The following is a 24,083-nucleotide window of genomic DNA, read 5'->3' on the forward strand; positions in this document are numbered from 1 at the left end:
AGCAGGAGTACGACATGAAACTATTGCGCTACGGCGAAAAAGGTTCGGAAAAACCCGGGCTGTTGGATGCCGACAATCAGATCCGCGACCTCTCGGGCCATGTGCCGGACATCGCCGGGCAGGTCCTCGGCCCGGACAGCCTGGCAGCGCTCGCCGCCCTCGACCCGCGCAGCCTGCCGATCGTGGCCGGCCAGCCACGGATCGGTGCCTGTGTCGGACAGGTCGGTAAATTCATCTGCATCGGTCTGAACTACGCCGACCATGCGGCCGAGTCGAACATGGAGGTGCCCAAAGAGCCGATCATCTTCAACAAGTGGACCAGTGCCATCTGCGGGCCGAACGACGACATCCAGATCCCGCGCGGTTCGCTCAAGACCGACTGGGAAGTCGAGCTGGGCGTGGTCATCGGCAAAGGCGGGCGCTACATCGACGAAGCCAATGCCATGGAGCATGTCGCCGGCTACTGCGTCATCAACGATGTGTCCGAGCGCGAGTGGCAGCTGGAGCGCGGCGGCACCTGGGACAAGGGCAAGGGCTTCGACACCTTCGGCCCCCTCGGGCCGTGGCTGGTGACCCGGGACGAAATTGCCGACCCGCATACGCTGGACCTGTGGCTGGAGGTCGACGGACACCGCTATCAGAACGGCAATACCCGAACGCTGATCTTCAGTGTGCCGCAACTGATTGCCTATCTGAGCCGCTGCATGAGCCTGCAACCGGGGGATGTGATCTCCACCGGCACGCCGCCCGGCGTCGGCTTGGGCATCAAGCCCAACCCGGTGTTCCTGCGGCCGGGCCAAACCATGCGCCTGGGAATCGAGGGCTTGGGCGAACAGCACCAGGTCACGGTGCAGGCGGACTGAGGGCAGGGCTCGCTGCCGCTATCGCGAGCAAGCTCGCTCCCACAGTTGATCTTCGACAGGCACAAAATTCATGTGCCCCATAGGCCCCTGTGGGAGCGAGCTTGCTCGCGATAGCGGTGGGTCAGTTTGCATCATCCCTTGGGATCAACACGCCTGACACGCTTCATCACCACCACAAAAAACACCGGCACAAACACCACCGCCAGCGTCGCGGTGATCATCCCGCCGATCACCCCGGTGCCGATGGCCTGCTGGCTTGCCGAACTGGCGCCCGTGGCAATCGCCAGCGGTACCACCCCAAGGATGAAGGCCAGCGAGGTCATGATGATCGGCCGCAGGCGCAGGCGTGCCGCCTGGAGCGTGGCGTCGATCAGGTCGTGGCCTTCGTCGTACAGGCTCTTGGCGAACTCGATGATAAGAATCGCGTTTTTCGCCGACAGGCCGATGATGGTGATCAGTCCGATCTTGAAGAACACATCGTTAGGCATGCCGCGCAACGACACAGCCAATACCGCGCCGAGCACACCCAGCGGCACCACCAGCAACACCGAGGTCGGGATCGACCAACTCTCGTACAGCGCCGCCAGGCACAGGAACACCACCAGCAGCGACAGGCCCAACAGGATGGGCGCCTGGCTGCCGGACAAGCGTTCCTGCAACGACAACCCCGTCCATTCCTGGCCCAGGCCCGTCGGCCCCAGGGCCACCAGCCGTTCGATTTCAGCCATGGCTTGCCCGGTGCTGTAGCCCGGTGCCGGTTCACCGGAAATGCTCACCGCCGGATAACCGTTATAGCGGGTCAATTGCGCCGGCCCCTGGGTCCAGCGGGCCTGGACGAAAGCTGACAACGGGACCATTTTTCCGCTGTTGTTGCGCACATGGATCTTCAGCAAGTCCTCGACCTGGCTGCGCTGGTCGCCCTCGGCCTGGACCACCACCCGTTGCATACGTCCCTGGTTGGGGAAGTCGTTGATGTAGGTCGAACCCACCGCCGTGGACAACACGCTGCCGACGTCGGCAAAGGAAATGCCCAGGGCATTGGCCTGCTTGCGGTCGACCTCCAATTGCACCTGCGGTGCCTCCGCCAAGGCGCTTTCGCGCACATTCATCAGCATCGGGCTTTTGTCGGCGGCGGCGAGCAATTCGCTGCGGGCCTGCATCAAGGTGGCATGGCCGAGGCCGCCACGGTCCTGCAAACGGAACTCGAAACCGCTGGAAGTGCCCAGGCCGTCCACCGGCGGCGGTAGCACCGAGAACGCCATGGCGTCCTTGATCTGGCTCAGCGCCAGGTTGGCACGGTCGGCGATGGACGCCGCCGAATCATCGGCGCCGCGTTGCGACCAGTCCTTGAGGGTGGTGAAGGCCAGGGCCGCATTCTGCCCGCTGCCGGAAAAGCTGAAACCGAGAATGATCGTGCTGTCACCGACTCCCGGTTCACCGGCGTTGTGGGCTTCGATCTGCTCCACCACCTGCACCGTCCGGTTTTTGCTGGCACCCGGTGGCAGCTGGATGTCGGTGATGGTATAGCCCTGGTCCTCCACCGGCAGGAACGAGGAGGGCAGGCGACTGAACAGCAGGCCCATGCCCACCAGCAACACGCCGTAGATCAGCAGATAACGGCCGCTGCGTTTTACCGCATAGGCCACCCAACCTTGATAGCGCTCGCCGAATCGGTCGAAACCACGGTTGAACAGGCCGAAGAAACCGGTCTTGGCGTGGTGGTCACCTTTGGCGACCGGTTTGAGCAAGGTCGCACAAAGTGCCGGGGTCAAGGTCAGTGCCAGAAAAGCCGAGAACAGGATCGAGGTCGCCATCGACAGCGAGAACTGCTGGTAGATCACCCCCACCGAGCCCTGCATGAAGGCCATCGGAATGAACACCGCCACCAGCACCAGGGTGATGCCGATGATCGCTCCGGTGATCTGCCCCATGGCCTTGCGCGTGGCCTCCTTGGGCGACAAGCCTTCCTGGGCCATGATCCGCTCGACGTTCTCCACCACCACGATGGCATCGTCCACCAGAATGCCGATGGCCAGCACCATGCCGAACATCGTCAGCACGTTGATCGAAAACCCCAGCGCGAGCATCGTCGCGAAGGTGCCCATCAGCGCCACCGGCACCACCAATGTCGGGATCAGGGTGTAGCGAATGTTCTGCAGGAACAGGAACATCACCGCGAACACCAGCAACATTGCCTCGCCGAGGGTGTAGATCACTTTGGTGATCGAGACTTTGACGAACGGCGACGTGTCATAGGGAATCTTGTACTCCACGCCGGCCGGGAAGTAGCGCGACAGCTCGTCCATCTTGTTGCGCACCAGGGTCGCGGTGTTCAAGGCATTGGCGCCCGGCGACAGTTGCACCGCCACGGCAGTGGACGGCTTGCCGTTCAGGCGCGTGGAAAACTGGTATTCCTGGCTGCCGATTTCCACCCGTGCCACGTCGGCGATGCGCACCGTCGAGCCATCGGGGTTGGCCTTGAGCACAATGTCGGCGAACTCCTGCGGCGTGTTGAGCTGGCCTTTGACGACGATGGTCGCGGTGATTTCCTGGGTGCTGCGGCTCGGCAAATCGCCCAGGCTGCCGGCCGACACCTGGGCGTTCTGCGCCACGATGGCGGCATTGACGTCGGCCGGGGTCAGGTTGAAGCCGACGAGTTTCTGCGGGTCGATCCAGATCCGCATGGCCCGCTCGGCGCCGTACAACTGGGCCTTGCCGACACCGTCCAGGCGCTTGATCTCGTTCATCACGTTGCGCGCCAGGTAGTCGCTGAGGGCCACGTCGTCGAGCTTGCCGTCGCTGGAGGTGAGGGTGATCAGCAGCAGGAAGCCGGCGGAGACTTTGTCCACTTGCAAGCCTTGCTGGGTCACCGCTTGCGGCAGGCGCGACTCCACCGCCTTGAGGCGGTTCTGCACATCGACCTGGGCCAGTTCCGGGTTGGTGCCGGGTTGGAAGGTCGCGGTGATGGTGGCGCTGCCCAGGCTGCTCTGGGACTCGAAATACAGCAGGTTGTCGGTGCCGTTCAGCTCTTCCTCGATCAGGCTGACCACGCTTTCGTCCACGGTTTGCGCCGAAGCACCCGGGTAGACGGTGTAGATCTCGATTTGTGGAGGGGCCACGACCGGGTATTGTGCCACCGGCAGTTGCGGAATGGCCAGGATACCGGCCAACAGGATGAACAACGCAACGACCCAGGCGAACACCGGGCGGTCGATGAAGAATTGCGGCATGGCTTAGTGTCCTGCCTGTGGCCCGGGAACCTGGGCGAGGGGAAGTGGGGTGTCATCGACCTGGACGTGCTCGCCGGGACGGGCGTGTTGCAAGCCTTCGATGACGATGCGGTCGCCGGGTTTCAAACCTTGCGTGACGACCCAGCGATCGTTTTGCGCGACGCCCAGTTGCACCGGTTGCTGGCTGACCTTCTGCTCGGCGTCCAGCAGCAACACCTGGGCGACTCCGGCGCTGTCTCGCAGGATCGCCCGTTGCGGCACGGTGATGCCCTGGCTATTGACCGCTTGTTCGAGGCGCACGCGAATGAAGCTGCCAGGCAGCAAGTCCAGGTCGGGGTTGGGGAATTCGCTGCGCAGGGTGATCTGGCCCGTGCTCGGGTCGACGCTGAGGTCGGTGAACAGCAATTTGCCCGGCAGCGGATAGGGGCTGCCATCGTCCTGAATCAATGTGGCCTTGGCCTGGCCCTGGCCGACCGCTTGCAAAAGCCCTGCGCGAAAGGCGCGGCGCAGGTCGTTGAGTTCGCGGGTCGATTGCGTGAGGTCGGCGTGGATCGGGTCCAGTTGCTGGATCAATGCCAGCGGCGTGCTTTCGTTCTGCCCGACCAAGGCACCTTCCGTCACCAAGGCGCGACCGATCCGTCCGGAAATCGGCGCGGTCACCGTGGCGTACCCCAGATTCAGTTTCGCTCGTTCCACCGCGGCCTTGCTGGCAGCGACGTCAGCGGCGGTCTGGCGCACGCTGGCTCGGGCGTTGTCGTAATCCTGGCCACTGATCGCCTTGTCATCGATCAACTGGGCGTAACGTTGTGCCTGTAAGCGGGCCTGGAACGCATTCGCCTCGGCCTTGCGCAACGCCGCCTCGGCACTGTCCAGGTCGGCCTTGAATGGTGCCGGATCGATGCGAAACAACACCTCGCCCTGTTTGACGTCGCGGCCTTCACGAAACACCCGCTGCAAGACCACGCCGGCCACCCGCGCCCGGACTTCGGCCACCCGCGGCGCGGCGATCCGGCCGCTCAGCTCGTTGCTGATCGACAGTGGCTGGGCCTGGACGGTTTCGACACGCACGCTTGCCAGCGGAGCGGATGCCTCTGGGGTCGAGGCGCTATCACAGCCACTGAGCAGCAGTGCCCCGACCAACAGGCCCAGTGTGACGAAAGGAATCTTGGACATGGTGCTTCCCCAATATTGAGCCGCCCATGGTAGGGGGCGAGGCCAATGGCAGGGGTGAAGCTTTGTAGGGGGGATGTGAAATTGTGTAATGGCCCCTAAATCCGAAAGTGACCTACCAGTTGCTGTTGATGATTGGCCATCGCACGCAACGAGTGGCTCGCCTGCGAGGCTTCTTCCATGCGGCTGGTCAAGGTTTCACTGATCCCGCGAATGTCGCTGACGCGGTGGCTGATGTCTTCTACGACAGCGCTTTGCTCCAGGGCGGCACTGGCAATCTGCTGGTTCATGTGTTCGATCACCTCCACTGCGTCGGTGATGCGCTGCAGTGCCGCCTGGGTCTTGTCGACGTGCGCGACGCTGTCCCTGGCCAGCTCGCGGCTCGACTGGGTGCTGTGCACGACGTCCTGACTCAGTTGCTGCAGCGCTTCGATCACCGAGCGTATTTGTTCGACCGAATTCTGCGTATTACTCGCCAGATGCCGCACTTCGTCAGCCACCACCGCGAAGCCGCGCCCCTGTTCACCCGCCCTGGCGGCTTCGATGGCGGCATTCAAGGCCAGCAGGTTGGTCTGCTGGGCAATGGCGCAGATCACGTCCAGCACCTGGCCGATGTGTTGACTGTTGCCGGCCAGCGCCTGCACTTGCTCAAGCGTGGTCTCCAGGCGCCGGTCCAGTCTGTCGATGCTGCTGACCGCGTTGGCGAACAATTCACGCCCCGATCGGCTGGCGTTCTCGGCAACGGTGGCGGCATCGGCCGCCTGGTGGGAGTGGCGGGCCACTTCCTGGGCGTTGGTGCTCATCTCATGCAGGGCGGTCGCGGCCAGCTCGACCTCCCGGTACTGCGTGTGCATGCCTGCGCTGACTTCCCGGGCCACCTGCGCCGACGTATCGGCGGTGTCGCGGGTGTCCAGGGACGCTTGCTGGATATCGCGGATGATGGGCTGCAATTTGTCGAGAAAGCGATTGAAGCCCTTCGCCAGTTGGCCCAATTCATCGTGGCGATCGTTGGGCAGGCGTTGGGTGAGATCGCCGTCGCCGTCGACAATCGCATCGAGCATGTGCGCCACCCGCAGCAGCGGCCGGGTCACGCCGTAGGCCGTCAGCCAGATAAGCAATAAGCCCAGGCAACTGGCGAGCAAGCCCAGGCTGAGGTTGAACCAGTTGGACTGGCGACGCTTGTCGTCCAACTGGGCCTGCATGTGCAGGGCCGGCGCTTGCACAAGCGACTCCGGCACGCGTATCTGCAATTGCCAGGGGGTATTGGCGGGAACGGTTTGCACGGCTTGCTGAACGTCGATGGAGATGCCGTCAACCGTGCCGCTATGGCCGGCAACTTGCCCTGACGGGGAAAGAATGTTGATCTCGCTGTGGCCGGGGTACAGGTCGTTGGCAAGGCTGGCGGCGAGTTGCTGGAGGGTATCGAGGCTGATGTCCATGCCCACCACGCCGATGACTTTGCCCTGGTCCAGCAACGGTATGGAGATGCTGCTCATCAACGTCTTCTGGCCTTCGACCTCGATCGCGTAGGGCTCTGTCACGCAGGTGCGCCCCTGGGTCTGCGGGCAGACGTACCAGGCGTTGGCCGGCTCGCTGCCCGGAGGAGCGGTGTTGGCGCTGATCTGGGCTTCGCTGAGCACCTCTTGCACCAAATGGCCGGGTTGGCTTTGCGACCAGTACAGGGCAAAGCGACCTTTTTCATTGCCGGCCAGATCGCGTTGGCCAGTGAAACCGACGTCTTCACCGACCAGCGCGTCGGGAAGCAGTACCACGTAGAAACCGAGGACTTTTTCGCGGTTTTGAAGGGCTTGGCGGGTCGCGGCGATCAGGTCCCGGCGCAGTTGCCCTGGCGTCAGTCGCCCGCTCCACGCCTGGGCGCGCAGTTGCAAGACCTGTTGGGCAAAACCTTCCCCATAGATCGCTGTTTCGCTGAAAAAGCGTTCCACCCGCTGACCATGGGCCAGGCCCTGTGCCTGCAAACCTTCCAGGGCCGAGCGCCCCAGCAGTTGACTGCTTTGCTGCTTGAGCAGTGTTGCGCCTTGCTGGTTCTGATACAGGGAAGCGCTGGTCAATGCCCCGACGACGGCGAGCAAGCACAGGCCACTCAAGAGCGTGATCCGCCATTGGATAGAGAGACGAGCGAAGAACATGCTGAAGTTTCCTGCGCTTAGGGATTTTTATTGTTCTGTGCCCAGCACTGTCTGAACGACGGGCGAGGCTATCTTGCGGCAGGAGGCCCCTTGCCGTTATCCCGAATCGGCAGCCGTTGTGCGCCACAAGGGCTGACCTGTTTTGGGGCGCCGCTTTGGATGCTGCCGTTTTGGGATAGCGAAGGGTTTTGGCAAGGGCCTAGGATCGAATCCAGCGTGCAAGCAGAACAATAAGCTTTTGGATGTCGGCGAAGCTGGCGTCTGCGATCCAGCAACAACTGCCTCATACAATAAGGTCAAGAACAATGAGTGTATCTTTCCCGATCAGCAGCTCGACGGAGTTGAAGCGCGGCGCCTTGGGTGTCGGTTTCATCATCTTCTTTGTGATTTCAGCGGCGAGCCCCTTGAGCGTCATCGCCGGCGGTTTCCCCATTGGCATCATGCTGGGCAACGGCGCTGGCACACCGGCATTGCTGCTCCTGGCCTTGCTGGTGTTACTGGCGTTCTCGGCGGGCTACACTGCCATGTCCCGCCACATGACCAACGCCGGTGGGTTCTATGCCTTCACCTCCCGCGGCCTGGGTGGCCTGGCCGGCGGGGCGGCGGGGGTGCTGGCGATGTTTGCCTACAACATTCTCCAGGTCGGCCTGTATGGCATGTTCGGCGGCGTGGTCAGCGGCACGATGGCCAGCGTCTTTGGCCTGGACTTGCCTTGGTGGACCTATTCGCTCCTGGCAATGGCGAGCATCGCGATTCTTGGTTATCGCAAGATTGACCTGTCGGCCCGGGTGCTGTCGGTGGTGGTCATTGCCGAGTACCTGGCGATCCTGACGCTGGATTTCGCCATTCTCAAAACCGGTGGCGACAGTGGCATCAATCTCGATTCGTTCGATCGCAGCCATGTGTTCAGCGGCACGCCGTCCATCGGCTTGCTGTTCTGCTTCGCGGCGTTCATCGGATTTGAGGCCACCACCATCTACGGCGAGGAGGCGAGGAATCCGCATCGCACGATTCCCATCGCCACCTACAGCTCGGTGCTGTTGATCGGTGGTTTCTATGCCCTGTCGGTCTGGGCGATGGTGATCGGCGTCGGGGCCGACAAGATCGTGCCGACCCTGCAGGCGCTCCAGGATCCGACCACGTTCATCTACGGCATGTCCGATCACTTTGTCGGCCCGCACCTGACCCAGATCATCCGCGTGCTGTTCATGGTCAGCATCTACGCCGGGCTGCTGGCGTTCCACAATGCCGCGGCGCGTTATTTCTATGCCATCGGCCGTGACGGTTTGCTGCACAGCCGGCTGGGCACCACCCATCGCGTGCACCAGAGTCCGCACATGGGCTCGGTCCTGCAAAGCCTGATCGCGGCGGTGGTGGTGCTGATCTTCGCCGCGCTGGACGCCGATCCGATCCTTCAGCTGTTCGCCTGGTTTTCCAACCTGGCCACGTTGTGCGTGATCCTGCTCATGGCGCTGACCTCAGCGGCGGTGTTTGTCTATTTCCGCGCTCACCCGGAGCTGAAGCTGGGGCTCTGGCGCGGTCGGATTCTGCCGGTCTTTTCGTGCCTGGCATTGCTGGTGGTCCTGGCCCTTGCGGTGATTCATTTCGACGTGCTGACCGGCGCCAGCCAGCTCCTGTCCTATGGCCTATGCGCGGTGATTCCCGCCGCGCTGATCGTCGGTGTATTCCTCGCCGCTCGATTGCGCAAGGCATCGCCCGAGCGATTCATGGCGCTGGGAAGCCACAAGCTCTAAGGCGTCACGCACAACGTCAATCCACCCAGAAAACAAGTCCGCTGTCGTTCGGGACGGTTCGTCAGCGCGTGAAAGGAAGGTTCTATGCACGATTATCAAATGCTCATCAATGGAGCTCGGGTCGACGGTGAAAACGGGCACTTTGATGTGCTCAATCCGGCGACCGGTACGGTGTTCGCTCGATGCGCGGCCGGTTCCCTGGCCCAGCTGGACCTTGCCGTCGAAGCGGCGCAGTCGGCCTTTGTCGAGTGGCGACACAGCACCCATGAAGATCGCCGCCAGCGCCTGCTGAGCATCGCTACCGATCTCGAGCAGGAAGCCGAGGCGTTGGCCCGGCTCATTGTCCTGGAACAAGGCAAGCCACTGGAATTGGCGTTCTCCGAAGTGATGGGCGCGGTGGCCTGGACGCGCTATGCCGCCGAGCAGCAGATTCCCGTGGAGTTGGTGGAAGAAACCCCGACCCAGCGTATCGAACTGCATCGCAAGCCGTTGGGCGTGGTCGCGTCGATCACGCCTTGGAATTGGCCGTTCATGATCGCTGTCTGGCACATCATGCCGGCGTTGCGGGCCGGTAACTGCGTGATCAGCAAACCGTCAAGCCTGACCCCCTTGAGCACCCTGCGCCTGGTGGAAGTCATCGCTCGCCACGTGCCTCGGGGCGTGATCAATAGCGTGACTGGTGAGCAAGGGTTCGGCAGTGCGATCACCTCCCACTCAGGTATCCAGAAGATTGTCTTCACCGGCTCTACCGCTACCGGCCAAAGCGTGATGCGCGGCGCCGCCGGCAACCTCAAGCGCCTGACCCTGGAACTGGGCGGCAACGATGCCGCCATCGTGCTGCCAGGCACCTCGGTCGAGGCGGTCGCCGAAGATATTTTCCAGGCTGCATTCCTGAACATGGGGCAGACCTGCGCCGCCCTCAAGCGTTTGTACATCCACCAATCCCAGTACGAGGCCTTTGCCGAGGCCCTGACTCTGATCGCCCGGCGTCAGGTGGTGGGTGACGGCCTGGCGCCCGGGGTCACGTTTGGCCCGGTGCAGAACCTTGAACAGCTGGCACTGGTAGAGGAGCTGGTGGCGGATGCCCGTGCCCAGGGGGCGCGTGTGTTGTGTGGCGGTGCTCGCCTGGACCGTCCGGGCTTTTTCTACCCGCCGACGCTGGTCGCCGATGTGACCGATGGGCAGCGCCTGGTGGATGAGGAACAGTTCGGCCCGGTGTTGCCGCTGATTGCCTACCAGGATGTCGAGGATGTCCTGCGTCGCGCCAATGCTGGCGACATGGGCCTGGGTGGATCGGTCTGGGGACGCGACAGCGAGCAGGCACAGGCCCTGGCCAGTCGCCTGGAATGTGGCATGGCCTGGGTCAACTGCCATGCGCAGATCCAGCCGAACACGCCGTTTGGCGGCAGCAAGATGTCCGGGTTCGGCGTCGAGTTCGGCCTTGAAGGGTTGTTGGAGTTCACCGGCCAGCAACTGCTGTACGTACGCAAGCGTGAAACAGAGTGAGGAGTGCAACCATGTACGAGCAATACAAGACAGCACAAAAAAAATTCTGGCACCCGATGAGTTCTTCGGCGCCGGCGAACCGGTCCAAGACGTTGATCATCGCCCGTGGCGACGGTAACTACATCACCGATATCGAAGGCCATCGCATGCTCGATGGTGTCGGCGGTTTGTGGAACGTGAACGTGGGCCATAACCGGGCTTCAGTGAAGGCGGCCATTGCCGCGCAGCTGGACGAACTGGCCTATTACCAGACCTTCGACGGCATCGCCCATCCGCGGGTGTTCGACCTGGCCGAGCGGCTGACGTCGATGTTCGCCCAGGAAAACATGACCCGGGTGTTGTTCAGCTCAGGCGGTTCCGATGCGGTCGAGACGGCCCTGAAAATGGCCCGCCAATACTGGATCGCCAGCGGCGAACCAGGGCGCACGCGCTTTCTGTCATTGCGCAATGGTTACCATGGCGTGCACGTGGGCGGCACCTCGGTGGGTGGCAACGGCGTGTATCACTACAACCACGGACCGCTGCTGGCTGGCTGTCATCTGCTCGACACGCCGTGGCTGTACCGCAACCCCTGGGACTGCCGCGATCCGGAAGAACTGACCGCCCACTGCATTCGTCAGTTGGAAGACCAGATCGCACTGCTCGGCCCGCAGACCATTGCCGCGCTGATCGCCGAACCGGTGCAAGGCGCCGGCGGCGTGATCGTGCCGCCGGCGTACTACTGGAAGAGGCTGCGCGAAGTCTGCGACCGCCACGGCATCCTGTTGATCGCCGATGAAGTGGTGACGGGCTTCGGCCGCACCGGCTGCATGCTCGGCAGTCGTGGCTGGGGTGTCGCCCCCGACGTACTGTGCCTGGCCAAGGGCATCACCGCCGGTTACATCCCCATGGGTGCCACGGTGTTCAACCAGCGCATGGTCGATGCCATCGAGAACGGCCCGGGTTTCAGCAACGTCATCATGCACGGCTACACCTACAGCGGGCACCCGACTGCCTGTGCGGCGGCCCTGGCGGTGCTGGACATCGTCGAGGCCGAGGATTTGCCGGGCAACGCCGGGAAGGTCGGTGCCCAGTTGCTGGAGCAACTGCAACCGCTGACCGAACGTTATGCCGTGGTGGGCGAAGTGCGCGGCAAGGGCTTGATGATCGCGGTGGACCTGGTGGCGGACAAGGCCACGCGCGAGCCGCTTGATCCTGCTACGGGCCTGGCCTCGCGCATTGCCGAGCAGGCGCGCCTGGCCGGCGTATTGATGCGCCCGATAGGCAACAAAATCGTGATGTCGCCGCCGCTGACCCTCACGTCCGACGAGGCCGCCATGATGGTCGGCGCATTGGACAGCGCGCTCGCCGACTGCCGTTAGCCCGACCAGCCGGTGCCGCTTGCGGTGCCGGCTCCTGCATATAAAAACAGCCTATAAGGGCGCACCACAAGGAGCTCCAGCCATGCGAAATCTATCGCGTATGGGATTTTTCGGCAGTGGCCTTGCCTGTACGCTGGCGCTTTGCGCTGCGAGTCAGGTCCAGGCCTATGAGTTGTATGCCGATGACGACACTCATCTCAACGCCGACGTGCTGGCCGTGTTCGGCCATTTCAACAGCCGCAAGAACTACGACGGCAGGCCAGGTGGTTCAACCTGGCGCGAAGGCTTCATCAAGTATGGCGTCAGCGGCGACCAGGGCCTGGCCGGCCATGGCACCGCCTACGGGGCGTTCAGCCTGGTCAGTTCCGCCACCTGGGGCGATGGCGACGCGGCCGGCAATACGCTGGGCAGCGAGCGCACGACGAAGATTGAAGACGCTTACCTGGGTTGGCGTTCCGCCGATCTGTTCCCCGTACTGGGACAGGACGGTGTCGATATCTCCGGCGGCCGCCAGGTGGTCAAGCTGGGCAGGGGATTTTTGATCAACGATGACGGGCCGAACCTGGGCAAAGGGCCTGCCGATGGTCGCTTGAATCGCGGTGGCGCCTATTACCTGGCTGCCCGACACGCGTTCGATCAAACCGCGGTATTACGTCTGGGCGGGCAGGATGGACTGCATGGCAGTGTGGTGTGGCTCAAGTCCGATAACCGCGCCCAGGCCGAAACCGAACTGGCCGCTGGCACGCTTGATTACACCGCCAAGGCGGGCACGTTGGGACTGACCTGGATACATGGTCTTGACGTGAACGAGCAGTGGGCCAGCGATTTCCAGAAGCAACGCAAGGACATGGACGTCTACAGCATTCGTGGTGAAGGCGACGCGGGCATCGAGAACGCCAGCCTGGCATTCGAATACGCCTGGCAGGACAAGGACGCCGGCGCGCAGAAGGCCTGGTACGCTGAGGCCGGCTACACCTTTGCCGATCTGGCCTGGGCGCCCAAGCTGACGTATCGCTACACCCGCTATTCCCAGAAGTGGGACTCGCTGTTCACCGGGCAGAGCACGGGTTATGGCACCTGGTTCCAGGGTGAAGTAGCGGGCAATTATGCCGGGCCCTTCAACAGCAACACGGGCATTCATCATGTCGGCCTGACAGCCAAACCGTTGGAAAATCTGACCCTTGGTGCGCTGTACTTTGATTTCAACACGGTACGCAAAGATAACGCCCTGAACCTGGATGCCCGTGAGCTGGATCTGTATGCCGAGTGGGCCGTCAACGAGCATTTGATCATCACGCCGCTGATAGGCCTCTACAAGCCGGATCGGGATGCAACGACCGGGGGCAATCAAGTGGCGGGCAATGGCACCAACGTGTACAGCCAGGTGACGGTGGCCGTTCCGTTCTGAGGATGGTGTTGTTCGATAAACCCTGTGGCGAGGGAGCTTGCTCCCGCTGGACTTGTAGGGGCTGCCGAAGGCTGCGATCTTTTGATCTTTCGTTGAGACTCAATGGGGGAGAAAAGATCGCAGCCTCGCTTCGCTCGACAGCTCCTACAGCACCCTGTGGGAGCGAGCTTGCTCGCGATGACGGCGGCCCAATCAACACCAGTCTCAACTGATCCACCGCTATCGCGAGCAAGCTCGCTCCCACAGGGCACCGGTATGGCCGCACCTCCGGTTTCTAGCCGACAGCAGGCGGATTCTGCATCCGCTCGGCAATCCGTCGGGTGGTATCCATCACCATTTCAACCACGGTTTCCTGGCGCAGCAGTTTGAAGCTGTCGGTGCTGCCGACGGCTGAAAGGCTGCCTACCACCTCGTCGAGCCCGGGGTTGATGATCGGCGCGGCGATGCCGGTGAGCCCCAGGTTGAGTTCATCGTGAGTCAGGCAATAGCCGTCCTTGCGGATCTTTTTCGCCGCTTTGGAAAAACTTGCCCAGTCATAGCCGTTGTCGGGGTCATTGGCCATGTGTTCTTCGAACAGGCGTTGCAGGCGTCGCCCCTTTTGGAAGGCGATCAGCACCTTGGATTGCGCACCGCGAAAAAACGGCAGTGGCTGGCCGCGACCGAATGCGAACTGGTAGGTGTTATCGGGTTCGGCGATGTAGGTGTTGATGATGTGGCCGTCATAGAAAACGCTGGCGAACACCGCCAGGCCAGTGGCGTCGGACAGCTGGTGCATCAACTCGCGGCCCGCCACGAGGATCGGATCGTATTGGCGCATCATCCAGTCGAGTTCAATGATGCGCGGCCCCAGGCCGTAGCTGCCGGCATCCACCCGGACCAGCAGGCCCGCATCACACAAATCCTTGACGTAGCGGTACACGGTCGCCCGTGACAGGCCCATGCGCTCGGCGATGGTGTCGGGGTCGATCTTCAGCGTTGCCGGGCCGAACAGGTCCAGAACACTCAGCATTTTGCTCAGACTGCTCATCTCGCTCCTAAAGGGGGGAATGGCGCGTAGGTGGTCGTTGGGTGAGCACTATAGGTAGGTGCGCCGATGATGAAAAGCCCGCTCGCTCGGCGAACAGGGCGTTGCCACGATACGCCAGCGCTTGAGAAAAACAAACTTATTGAAGGCTTTATTCTCGTCGTAATTTTGCATAAATCTCAAAATAAGAGTTTTTATGTGTAAAAAATACTTGAGTTGAGGGTTTTTCTATGTGATAAATCTCAGCCACTGCAAACGCTCGATCAAGAGGGCTGGAAATGAATGGTGCGCAACTGATAGTGAAAGCGGCGGTGGCGAGCGGTATCGAATACTGCTTCGCCAATCCCGGAACGACTGAAATTCCCCTGGTGGCAGCCATGGCCAGTGCGCCAGCCCTCAAGCCGGTGTTGTCCTTGTTCGAAGGGGTGTGCACCGGTGCTGCGGACGGCTATGGCCGGATTGCCGGCAAGCCGGCGATGACCCTGACTCACCTGGGACCAGGCTTTGCCAATGGCATTGCCAACCTGCACAACGCGCGTCGCGCCAACACCCCGATCGTCAACGTCATCGGCGATCACGCGTCCTGGCACGTCAATTACGATCCGCCTTTGGCCAGTGATATCCAGGCGTTGGCCGGCAGCGTTTCCAAGTGGGTACGTACCTCGCGCACGGCATCGGGCGTTGGTGAAGATTTTCAAGAGGCGGTGCGTGCCGCCTGGCAGGCCAATGGGCAGATCGCCAGCCTGATTCTGCCGATGGACCTGCAAGCCAACACGGTGCAGCACGAGAAAGCCTTCACGGCATTGCAGGCTCCGGTTCGACGTTTTGCCGGTGACCGGATCGAGTCGGTCGCCCAGGCCCTGCGTGATGGCCAGCGCCTGGTGTTTATCGTTGGCGACCAAGGCTTGTCCGTCGCCGGACTCGAAGCGGCGGGGCGCCTGGCGCAACTGCCGGGCGTGCGCCTGTTCGCCGAAACCTTTCCGCGCATGAGTTATCGCGGCGGTGGCCTGCCCGATCTGGATCGCCTGCCGTACTTCCCCGAAGTCGCCATTGAGATCCTTGACCAATACGACGCGGTAGTGTGCGCCGGCGTGCCGGAGCCGATCAGTTATTTCGGCTACGAAGGCATCGCTTCTCGCCTGGCCGAACGTGAACGCCTGCTCTGCCTGGCGGAAGTAGGGGACGATGTTGCCGGCGCGCTCACTGCGCTTTCCGATGCGCTTGAAGCTCCGGCTTATGTGCCAACGCCAACCGGTATCGAACTGCCGCCAAGCGAAGCTACGTTGACACCGCAGTCCGTGGGCCAGGTGTTGGCTGCGTCGCTGCCCGACGACTGCATCGTTTCGGTGGAAGGCGGGACGTGCGGCTATCCATTCTTCACTGCCTCGGCCCATGCCGCACGGCATCGGGTCTTGACCAACACCGGTGGGGCCATCGGCCAGGGCATCCCGGTGGGCTTTGGCGCCGCCATGGCCGAGCGCGGCAACCGCGTGTTCTGCCTGCAATCGGACGGCAGTGCCCAGTACACCATCCAGACCTTGTGGAGCATCGCCCGCGAGCAACTGCCCGTGGTGATCCTGATCGCGGCCAACCATCGCTACGCCATTTTGCAGAACGAGCTGCGCCGTTTCGGCATGACCGAGTTGGGCCCCGAGGCCCTGAGCCTGACGGTACTGGACCGTCCACGCATCGATTGGAAGGCTTTGGCCAAGGGCTACGGCTTGCCGGCCAGCACTGTGCACACCAATGGTGAGTTGCAGCGCGCCCTGGCCAACGCCAAGGCCGATGGCGGTCCTTGCCTGATTGAAATGGCCCTGTGAAGGAGCGGATATGAACCCGATTCAATTGTTACCTGCCGTCGAGAAGTTCCTGTCGCAACCGGGTCGGCTGTTTATCGGTGGGACTTGGCAGGACGCCGCCAATGGTCGCCGGTTTGCCGTGGAAAACCCGGCCACTGAACACACCCTGGCGGAAGTCGCCGAAGGCGGCGAACGCGACGTGGATGCCGCCGTCGCTGCCGCCCGCGCGGCCTTCACCGGGCCCTGGGCGCAGCACTCACCGGCCCAGCGCGGGTTGTTGCTGTTTCGCCTGGCGGAACTGCTCGACCAGCATCGCGAAGAGCTGGCGCAACTGATCACCCTCGAAAACGGCAAGCCGATCGCCGCGGCCCGGGGGGAAGCTGCCAGTGCGGCCAATATCATTCGTTATTTCGCCGGCTGGCCGACCAAGATCGAAGGCAGCACGCTGCCGGTATCGCCGTCCAGTGGCGCGCCGATGCTCAACTACACCTTGCGCGAGCCGGTGGGCGTCTGCGCCTTGATCGTGCCGTGGAACTTTCCGCTGACCATGTGCGTGTGGAAACTTGGCCCGGCGCTGGCGACCGGTTGCGTCGCGGTGCTCAAGCCCGCCGAGCAGACGCCCCTGGTTGCCATTCGCCTGGTGCAGTTGATCGAGGCCGCCGGTTTCCCGGCCGGGGTGGTCAACCTGCTCACCGGTCTGGGTGTGCATACCGGCGCACCGCTGGCCCAGCACCCGGACGTGGACAAGATCGCCTTCACCGGTTCGACCCAGGTGGGGCGGCTGATCGCCCAGGCGGCCACCGGCAACATGAAGAAGGTCTCCCTGGAGCTGGGTGGCAAGTCCCCCAACATCATCCTGCCGGACGCCGATATCGTCCGTGCCGCCAAGGGCGCCGCCGACGGCATTTTCTACAACCAGGGGCAGGTCTGCACCGCCGGATCGCGTCTGTACGTGCACGCCAGCGTCCTCGATCAGGTGCTTGAAGAACTCCAGCGCCACGCGGCCGCCCATGTGTTGGGGCCAGGCCTGGATCCGGCAAGCAGCATGGGCCCGCTGGTCTCGGCCCGGCAACTGGGCACGGTGCGTGGCTACCTGCAACGGGGCCAGGAAGAAGGCGCCGAGCTGATCTGCGGCGGTGACCGGCCAGCCCACCTGGAGCGCGGCCACTTTATCCGGCCCAGCGTGTTTCTCGATCGCGCCGAACGCGCCTGTGTCGCCCGGGAAGAAATCTTCGGCCCGGTGCTGACCGTTATGAGCTGGACCGAGATCGATGAACTGGTGCTGCGCGCCAATGATTCGCCCTATGGCCTGGCCGCCGGTCTCTGGACCCGTGACTTGCGTTCCGCCCATCGCGTGGCTGCCCAGTTGAAGGCCGGCTCGGTGTGGATCAACTGCTGGAACGTCGTCGACCCAGCCTCGCCATTTGGTGGCTACAAGCAATCCGGCTGGGGCCGGGAAATGGGTAAGAACGTGATCGATGCCTACACCGAAACCAAAAGTGTCTTCGTCGATCTCGCCTGAGCCGAACAATCACAAGAGGAACTGCTATGGATCTGGAATTACAAGGCCGCGTGGCGATCGTCACCGGCGGTGGCATGGGCATCGGCAAGGAAGTCGCGCGCTTTCTGTCCCAGGAAGGTTGCAAGGTGGTGATCTGCGCGCGGCGTATGGAGTTTCTCCAGCAAGCCGCCGAGGAAATCACCGCAGAGACCGGCAACGAGGTGCTGCCGCTGTTCTGTGACACCAACCAGATGTCGGCGGTGTCCGACATGGTCGAGGCTGCCCACAAGCACTTTGGCCGCATCGACATCCTGGTCAACGGCGCCGCGGCCCCGTCCGGTGTGGTGCGCAACGACATCGAGCACGCCGGCGACGACGAATTGCTCTCGGACCTCAACACCAAGGTGATTGGCTATTTCCGTTGCGCCAAGGCCGTGACCCCGCACATGAAGGCCGGCGGCTTCGGTCGCATCATCAATATCGGTGGCCTGACCGGGCGTGGCAGCAAGGTCCTCTCGGGCATGCGCAACCTGGCCATCGCCCACATGACCAAGACGCTTTCCGACCAACTGGGCCCAGCCGGCATCACGGTCAATCTGATCCACCCCGGCGTCGTGGACACCCCGCACATCCAGGAGCTCTACGAGCGCGAAGGGATCAAGCAGGGCAAGACGCCCGAGCAGGTGGAGCAGGGCTACATCGACGCAACGCCGATCCGACGCACCCTGGCACCCATCGAAATGGGCTGGCTGATCGGTTTCCTCGCATCCCCCAAGGCCGGTGCGGTGACCGGGGAATCCATTGGCATCGACGGCGGCTTGACCCGCGGCATCTTCATTTGAGGAGCAGCAGTGATGAGTAACGGAACCCTTTTGGTCGCCACCGTAGGGCAAGCGGTGATCCGCAGCGCCAACGATGGCCGTACCTGGCACCGCCTGGGCCTGGGCCAGGACCTGGAATTCGACGCGATCACCCGCTCCCTGAGTTTCCATCCGGGGACGCCTGAGGTGATCTATGCCGGCACCGATGTCGGCCTGTGCATCAGCCGTGATACCGGCAGCCATTGGCAGCGGGTGGATTCGCCATTCAACGGCCAGACCGTCTGGAAGGTGGCGGTGGACCCGCAAGATGCACAGCGCATTTTCGTCGGCACCGGTGCGCCGTCGCGCGCCGTGCTGTGGCGCACCCTCGACGGTGGTCAGCACTGGGAACGTGCCCCGGTGGAGATCCCGGAGTTCTGCGACGGCGTCAGTCGTCCGCGCTTGCTGGCCTTCGCCTACGACCCGACCGATCGCAACCAGCTCTGGTTCGGCCTGGAAGAGGGTGGGTTGTTCCACAGCCGTGACGGTGGCGATAGCTGGACCCGTGTCGATGACCGCCTGCTGTGGGACTACAACTCGGACGTGCACAACATCGTGGTCCTGCCCAACCATGGGCAGAAGGTCATCGTGGTGGTGTGCGTCAACGCCGTGTATCGCAGCCTCGACGAGGGGCAGACCTGGACCGGCATCGTCGCCCGGGAAACCTTCGGCCTGTACTACGTGCGCGCCATGAATGCAGCGCTGGGCAGCGAGGATACGCTCTACCTGAGCATTTCCGACGGCACCCCTGGCACGACCAGCAAGGTGCTGGTCTCCCGGGATGCCGCCCTCAGTTGGGAAGTGCTGCCGCTGCCGCAACAGCCAAATTCCTGTGTCTGGGCGATTGCCTTGAACCCTGCCGACCCTCGCCAGATCGTCGCCGGCACCAAGTACGGGCATCTGTTCACCTCCGAGAACGGCGGTGACGGCTGGCAGAAGCAGTGGCGTGAATTCAGTGAAATCGCTGATGTGCTCTGGACGCCCGCCGTGGCGCAAATCAAGTCCGGGCATCAATCCATCATCAAGAAAAACTGAGGTATCGCGCGATGAAAGTCGAAGTCGTTCGTACTCACCTGTCGCTGTCCGTGAGCGACCCTGAAGTGTCGGCGCGTTGGTACGCCGACGTGCTGGGCATGCATGAAAGCGCCCGGGGTGAAAGCTGGATCATGATGGCCTTCGGTGCCAAGCACCACGACATCGCGTTGCTCCGCGCAGCACCCGGGGCCCACCAGGGCGGCCTGGGGCTGCAGCACTACGGGCTGGAGATTGCGGGCGACATGACCACCCTGCGCAAGCTCTACGGCATGTTGCTGAAGAAGGGCGTCGAGGTGGTGAAGATCACCGACCACGAGATCGGTAACGGCGTGTATTTCAACGACCCCGATGGCAATCGCATGGAGTTCTTCCTCGAGTCCGAACACGACGATGTACGCGGCAAGGCCCGCTTCAAGGCCGCTGGAGCCCCCAGCCGGCATTTCGATCTCGACCCACTTTGAAAGAGACTGCTCTTATGAAAACCGCAAATTTCGCCAGTTACCACATCCGCAAATGGTACACCTTCGTCGAGGAAACCCTGGCCAACGAAACGGGCCAGTTGGCCGATGGTGAGCCGCTGTTCAAGTACGCCATTGGCGCTGTGATCGCCAACCCTTATGCCGGCCGTTTCAGTGAAAGCCTCGCCGAGTTGATTGAGCCATCACCCTTGTTGGGCCAGGAGTTTGGTCGGCGCATCCGGGTACTGGCGGGCCAGCATCAGATCGTCAGCTATGGCAAGGCGTGCCTGGTGGGCAGCCAGGGCGAGTACGAGCATGGCAATGCATTGTTGACCAATCCGGCGGCGGATCCGATCCGCGTCGCATTGGGCGGAGGCAAATCCTGGGTGCCTTCCACCGGCAAGCGTGGCGGGCCTGGCGTGACCATCGATGTGCCGCTGGCTCACAAGGATGCGCTGTATGTCCGTTCGCACTACGACAGCATTTCGTTGTCGTTCGGCGATGGTCCGGCGGCCGACGAATTGATCATCATCTGGGCCTTCGCCACGCGTGGGCGCTTGCATGCGCGCCTGGGTGGCCTTGAGGCTGCCGACGTCAAGGGCAATGACGGCCTGTATTGAGGTGTGCTGATCGTGGGAAGCGAACGAATGTCTGCAAACAGCCAGTTCTTCACCAATCGATCGGGGCTGCGCCTGCATTATCTGTCCTGGGGCAATCCGTCGGGCATTGCGGTGGTACTGCTCCACGGGCTGCGCTCCTATGCTCAGACCTGGGATGGCCTGGCCAATGCATTGGGCGAGCGGTACTGCTGCTATGCCCTTGACCAGCGTGGACGTGGCTACAGTGACTGGGCGGATGCCGCCAGTTACCGGACCGAAGCCTATGTCAACGATCTTGACGATCTGGTGGCGCATCTGGAGCTGCAGCGTTTCGTCCTGGTGGGGCATTCCCTTGGCGGTACCAATGCACTGGAGTATGCGCGGCTCAATCCGGGACGACTGCAAGCGTTGGTGATCGAGGACATTGGCCCTGGTTCTTCGGTCAGCGGTGACGGCGCCGAGCGGATTCGGCGCGAGATGAGCCAGACACCGTTGTTGTTTCCTGACTGGGAGAGCGCCGCCCAGTTCTGGCTGCAAGCGCGACCTGGCCTCTCTCAGGAGGGGCTGGCTTCCAGGTTGATGTATTCCATGAAGGAAACGCTGGCTGGAATCGAATGGCGTCACGACCAGCAAGGTATTGCCCAGGCGCGCCTGAGTATTACCCCGACCGACCTGTGGCCGGCGGTACGGGCGCTGGATTGCCCGACGCTGTTCATTCGTGGCGCCCGTTCCGATTTCCTGCCCCTGGCGACCCTCGAGTCGATAAAGCAGGCCAATAAGTGGGTGCGCACAGAGGAAATCGCCGACGCCAGCCATTACGTCCATGATGACCAGAGCGAGATGTTCAACCTTGTCGTCATGGACTATTTGTATGACCAGTGCCTACAACCACAACAACAAAGCGGTGAATAGCGATGAAGCAGGAGAAAACCCAGGTTGTCATCGTGGGCGGCGGCCCCAATGGGATCACGGCCGCTCATTACATGGGGCTGTACGGCATCGACTGCATCGTCCTTGAATTGGCTGACGGCGTCCTGCCGTATCCGCGCGCGGTGGGCATGGATGACGAGGCCCTGCGTGTGTTGCAGGGCATCGGCATCGCTGAATTGGCCGCGCGCGACATGATCTGCAACGTGCCCCTGCGTTACTACAATGCGCGAGGCGTGTGTTTTGCCGAGGTCAAACCGAGCACGGCAAACTATGGCTGGCCGATGCGCAACATCTTCATGCAACAGTTGCTGGAAACGACGTTGCGCGAGCAGTTGGGCAAGCACGCCAGTGTGGAGTTGCGCCAGGGCCATGAAATGCTCGATCTGGAGCAGGATGCCGAGGGCGTGACCTTGCAGGTGCGCGATGCCCAGGGCGAGCTCTATCAATTGCAGGCGCAGTACGTGATCGGCGCCGATGGCGGACGTTCCAGCGTGCGCAAGAAACTCGGCATCGAACTGCTGGGACTGACCCATCCGCGCAAATGGGTGGTGATCGACACGGCCAACGACTCCCTGGATGCACCGTATACCGCCCTGCATGCCGACCCTCAGCGACCTTTCGTCTGCATTTACCTGCCGTATCAGCAACGGCGCTGGGAGTTCATGCTCCTGGAGGGCGAAGACGAGGCCAGGATGTGCGAAGAGGCGACGATCCGGGACTTGATCCGTGGGCATATCGGCGATGCGGTCGATCAACTGGAAATCATCCGGATCCGCGCCTACACCCATAACTCTCGGGTCGCGGCCCGCTTTGTCCAGGGCCGTGTGGCATTGGTGGGGGATGCGGCGCATATTTCCCCGCCCTGGGCCGGGCAGGGGCTCAATTCGGGCCTGCGTGATGTCGCGAACGTCACCTGGAAGCTTGCCGCGATCCTTCAAGGGCGGGCGTCGCCGGCGATTCTGGCCAGTTACGATCAGGAGCGCCGCGGGCACGCGACCGATCTCATCGCGTTGGCCGACAACATGGGCGCGGTCCTGGGGCTGACCAACCCGTTGATGGCCGGTGTGCGGGACTGGTTGTTCCAGGCCGTCAACAGCGTCGACAACCTTCGCTCGCACTTGCTGGAGTTCAAGTTCAAACCCAAGGCGACCATCACCAAGGGCCTGGTTCATCACGAGCGTGCCGAGCTGCATGAGGATGATCTGGTCGGGCAATTGTTCATCCAGCCGTCTGTCGAGGATGCCCAGGGTCAGCGCCGGCGCCTGGACGAGGTGCTGGGGCATTCCTATGCGGTGCTGGGGTATCGGGTCAATCCGAGCGAACAGCTCAGCGAGCAAACCGCCGCCTGGTGGGCGCGCTGGGAGACGCGTTTCATCCAGATCAATCGCTCGCGCAGTGGCGTGGGGCGCAACCAACCCTTGTCCGCCAATGGCGCCATTTGCGTCGAGGACGTCGATAACCGCTTGGGCGAATGGTTTGCCAAGGTGCGTGACTGTGTTGTGGTGGTGCGGCCGGATCGGTTCGTTGCCGCGATCACCACACCTGAGCGGCTCGAAGGCGTGTTGCGCAAGCTGGCGGAGCAGCTCTCATGAGGCGCGAAGACGATCTTCTGGTCCGGCTTCAGGGTGCCGCGCAGGCTGTACACGCCTTGCCTTCGTTGGAGCCTCAGGCCGTTGACCTGGCGGCGGGCTACACCTTGCAGCGCGAGGCGCTGCGCCGGCGCCAGGTCGCTGGTGAGCGGTTGACCGGGTGGAAAGTGGCCTTCGCCGGCCGCGCCGCCCAGGACCGTTTCGGTATTGGTGAACCGGTATTGGGCGCGCTGACCGATGCCATGGCAGTGGAAGCCGGCAGCACGGTGCCCCTGGCACGGCTGATCCAGCCCAAGCTGGAGATCGAGCTGGCGTTTGTCCTGGGGCGCACGCTGGTGCCGGGTTTCTACAGCGACGAGGACATCTTCGCTGCCATCTCCGAGGTCGCGCCGGCATTCGAAATTGCCGATTGTCGCTGGCAGGACTGGCGTTTCGACGTCGGGGCGTTTCTTGCCGACAATGCCGCTGCGGGGCTGTATTGCCTCGGGGCGAGGGTGGGGTTCGATCCGGATCGACTGCCCGAAGTGAACTATCGCCTGGCGCATGACGGCGTGTCCTGCGGTGAAGGTAACGTCCTGGCGCGCGAGGACACCCCTCTGGCGAACCTGTGTTGGCTGGTCCGGCGGTTGCTGGCCGACGGGCAGCGCGTTGAAGCGGGGCAGGTGGTGCTGTCCGGGGCGTTGTTGGCGCCGATGGACGTCAGGGCAGGCGAATATCGTTTGCACATGCTTGGCACGGAACTGGCTTTGGTTTTCCGACAATAAGAACGGTTCACGAGTCCGTGGCGAGGGAGCTTGCTCCCGCTGGGTTGCGCAGCAGACCTGTTTTGTGAGCGCTTCGCGCTCA

General features: G+C 62.7%; 18 protein-coding genes and 1 pseudogene. 14 read left to right on the forward strand and 5 right to left on the reverse strand.

All coding sequences use genetic code 11. The annotated features are described in order from the left end of the window. Window positions 1–14: 14 nt before the first annotated feature. Window positions 15–863, forward strand: a complete 849-nt coding sequence (locus tag HU749_RS13265) for an ureidoglycolate lyase (protein ID WP_186650924.1) — start codon at window positions 15–17, stop codon at window positions 861–863. A 131-nt stretch (window positions 864–994) separates the two neighbouring features. Here HU749_RS13265 and HU749_RS13270 read toward each other — a convergent pair whose 3' ends face one another. From HU749_RS13270 to HU749_RS29640, 4 genes and pseudogenes are all read right to left on the reverse strand, one after another. Then, window positions 995–4,093 carry a multidrug efflux RND transporter permease subunit gene (locus HU749_RS13270; protein WP_186650922.1) on the reverse strand — a complete coding sequence of 1,033 codons (3,099 nt, stop codon included), beginning with the start codon at window positions 4,091–4,093 and terminating at the stop codon, window positions 995–997. A gap of 3 nt (window positions 4,094–4,096) precedes the next feature. After that, complete coding sequence (locus tag HU749_RS13275; protein ID WP_186650920.1) at window positions 4,097–5,266, reverse strand: efflux RND transporter periplasmic adaptor subunit; 1,170 nt, start codon at window positions 5,264–5,266, stop codon at window positions 4,097–4,099. A gap of 95 nt (window positions 5,267–5,361) precedes the next feature. Beyond that, window positions 5,362–6,117: a methyl-accepting chemotaxis protein gene (locus HU749_RS29635; protein ID WP_437127844.1), complete on the reverse strand. Its 756-nt coding sequence runs from the start codon at window positions 6,115–6,117 to the stop codon at window positions 5,362–5,364. Between the two features lie 102 nt (window positions 6,118–6,219). Continuing rightward, window positions 6,220–7,413, reverse strand: a pseudogene (locus HU749_RS29640) (PDC sensor domain-containing protein); the annotation flags it as partial. Window positions 7,414–7,718: 305 nt separating this feature from the next. Here HU749_RS29640 and HU749_RS13285 point away from each other — a divergent pair. The 4 genes from HU749_RS13285 to HU749_RS13300 all read left to right on the forward strand — a co-directional run bounded on the left by HU749_RS13285 (window position 7,719) and on the right by HU749_RS13300 (window position 13,442). Further along, window positions 7,719–9,167, forward strand: coding sequence for an APC family permease (locus HU749_RS13285; protein WP_046063953.1), 1,449 nt, complete (start codon window positions 7,719–7,721; stop codon window positions 9,165–9,167). An 84-nt stretch (window positions 9,168–9,251) separates the two neighbouring features. Then, window positions 9,252–10,673, forward strand: a complete 1,422-nt coding sequence (locus HU749_RS13290; protein ID WP_046063952.1) for an aldehyde dehydrogenase family protein — start codon at window positions 9,252–9,254, stop codon at window positions 10,671–10,673. Window positions 10,674–10,684: 11 nt separating this feature from the next. Beyond that, the gene (locus HU749_RS13295) at window positions 10,685–12,034 is read left to right on the forward strand and encodes an aminotransferase class III-fold pyridoxal phosphate-dependent enzyme (RefSeq protein ID WP_039011644.1); all 1,350 of its coding nucleotides are present in this window, start codon (window positions 10,685–10,687) and stop codon (window positions 12,032–12,034) included. Window positions 12,035–12,116: 82 nt separating this feature from the next. Continuing rightward, window positions 12,117–13,442 (forward strand): alginate export family protein, encoded by a 1,326-nt coding sequence (locus HU749_RS13300; protein WP_186650916.1) that lies wholly within the window; start codon window positions 12,117–12,119, stop codon window positions 13,440–13,442. Between the two features lie 274 nt (window positions 13,443–13,716). On the opposite strand, the gene HU749_RS13305 is transcribed toward HU749_RS13300, so the two are convergent. Continuing rightward, window positions 13,717–14,469 (reverse strand): IclR family transcriptional regulator, encoded by a 753-nt coding sequence (locus tag HU749_RS13305; protein ID WP_079304199.1) that lies wholly within the window; start codon window positions 14,467–14,469, stop codon window positions 13,717–13,719. A 275-nt stretch (window positions 14,470–14,744) separates the two neighbouring features. Here HU749_RS13305 and HU749_RS13310 point away from each other — a divergent pair, with 275 nt between their 5' ends. From HU749_RS13310 to HU749_RS13350, 9 genes are read left to right on the forward strand one after another with little or no spacing between them, the layout of a single operon-like run. Beyond that, window positions 14,745–16,286, forward strand: a complete 1,542-nt coding sequence (locus HU749_RS13310; RefSeq protein WP_186650914.1) for an acetolactate synthase large subunit — start codon at window positions 14,745–14,747, stop codon at window positions 16,284–16,286. Between the two features lie 10 nt (window positions 16,287–16,296). Next, entirely contained in the window at window positions 16,297–17,787 is a 1,491-nt protein-coding gene (locus HU749_RS13315; RefSeq protein WP_079304203.1) for an aldehyde dehydrogenase family protein, read from the forward strand. Between the two features lie 26 nt (window positions 17,788–17,813). Continuing rightward, window positions 17,814–18,608 (forward strand): SDR family NAD(P)-dependent oxidoreductase, encoded by a 795-nt coding sequence (locus tag HU749_RS13320; RefSeq protein ID WP_046063945.1) that lies wholly within the window; start codon window positions 17,814–17,816, stop codon window positions 18,606–18,608. 12 nt (window positions 18,609–18,620) lie between these two features. After that, window positions 18,621–19,661, forward strand: coding sequence for a VPS10 domain-containing protein (locus HU749_RS13325; protein WP_186650911.1), 1,041 nt, complete (start codon window positions 18,621–18,623; stop codon window positions 19,659–19,661). A gap of 11 nt (window positions 19,662–19,672) precedes the next feature. After that, window positions 19,673–20,122, forward strand: a complete 450-nt coding sequence (locus tag HU749_RS13330) for a VOC family protein (RefSeq protein ID WP_186650909.1) — start codon at window positions 19,673–19,675, stop codon at window positions 20,120–20,122. Between the two features lie 14 nt (window positions 20,123–20,136). After that, a complete protein-coding gene (locus HU749_RS13335; RefSeq protein ID WP_014337975.1) occupies window positions 20,137–20,739 on the forward strand; it encodes an amino acid synthesis family protein in 603 nt (200 codons plus the stop codon). Between the two features lie 27 nt (window positions 20,740–20,766). After that, entirely contained in the window at window positions 20,767–21,630 is an 864-nt protein-coding gene (locus HU749_RS13340; protein ID WP_186650907.1) for an alpha/beta fold hydrolase, read from the forward strand. 2 nt (window positions 21,631–21,632) lie between these two features. Continuing rightward, window positions 21,633–23,240, forward strand: a complete 1,608-nt coding sequence (locus HU749_RS13345) for a bifunctional 3-(3-hydroxy-phenyl)propionate/3-hydroxycinnamic acid hydroxylase (RefSeq protein WP_095962365.1) — start codon at window positions 21,633–21,635, stop codon at window positions 23,238–23,240. Next, window positions 23,237–24,001 carry a 2-keto-4-pentenoate hydratase gene (locus HU749_RS13350; RefSeq protein ID WP_186650905.1) on the forward strand — a complete coding sequence of 255 codons (765 nt, stop codon included), beginning with the start codon at window positions 23,237–23,239 and terminating at the stop codon, window positions 23,999–24,001. Before HU749_RS13345 ends, HU749_RS13350 begins: the two co-directional genes overlap by 4 nt. Window positions 24,002–24,083 lie beyond the last annotated feature (82 nt).

Source organism: Pseudomonas ogarae (assembly GCF_014268695.2).
In the GTDB taxonomy this organism is placed as follows: domain Bacteria; phylum Pseudomonadota; class Gammaproteobacteria; order Pseudomonadales; family Pseudomonadaceae; genus Aquipseudomonas; species Aquipseudomonas kilonensis.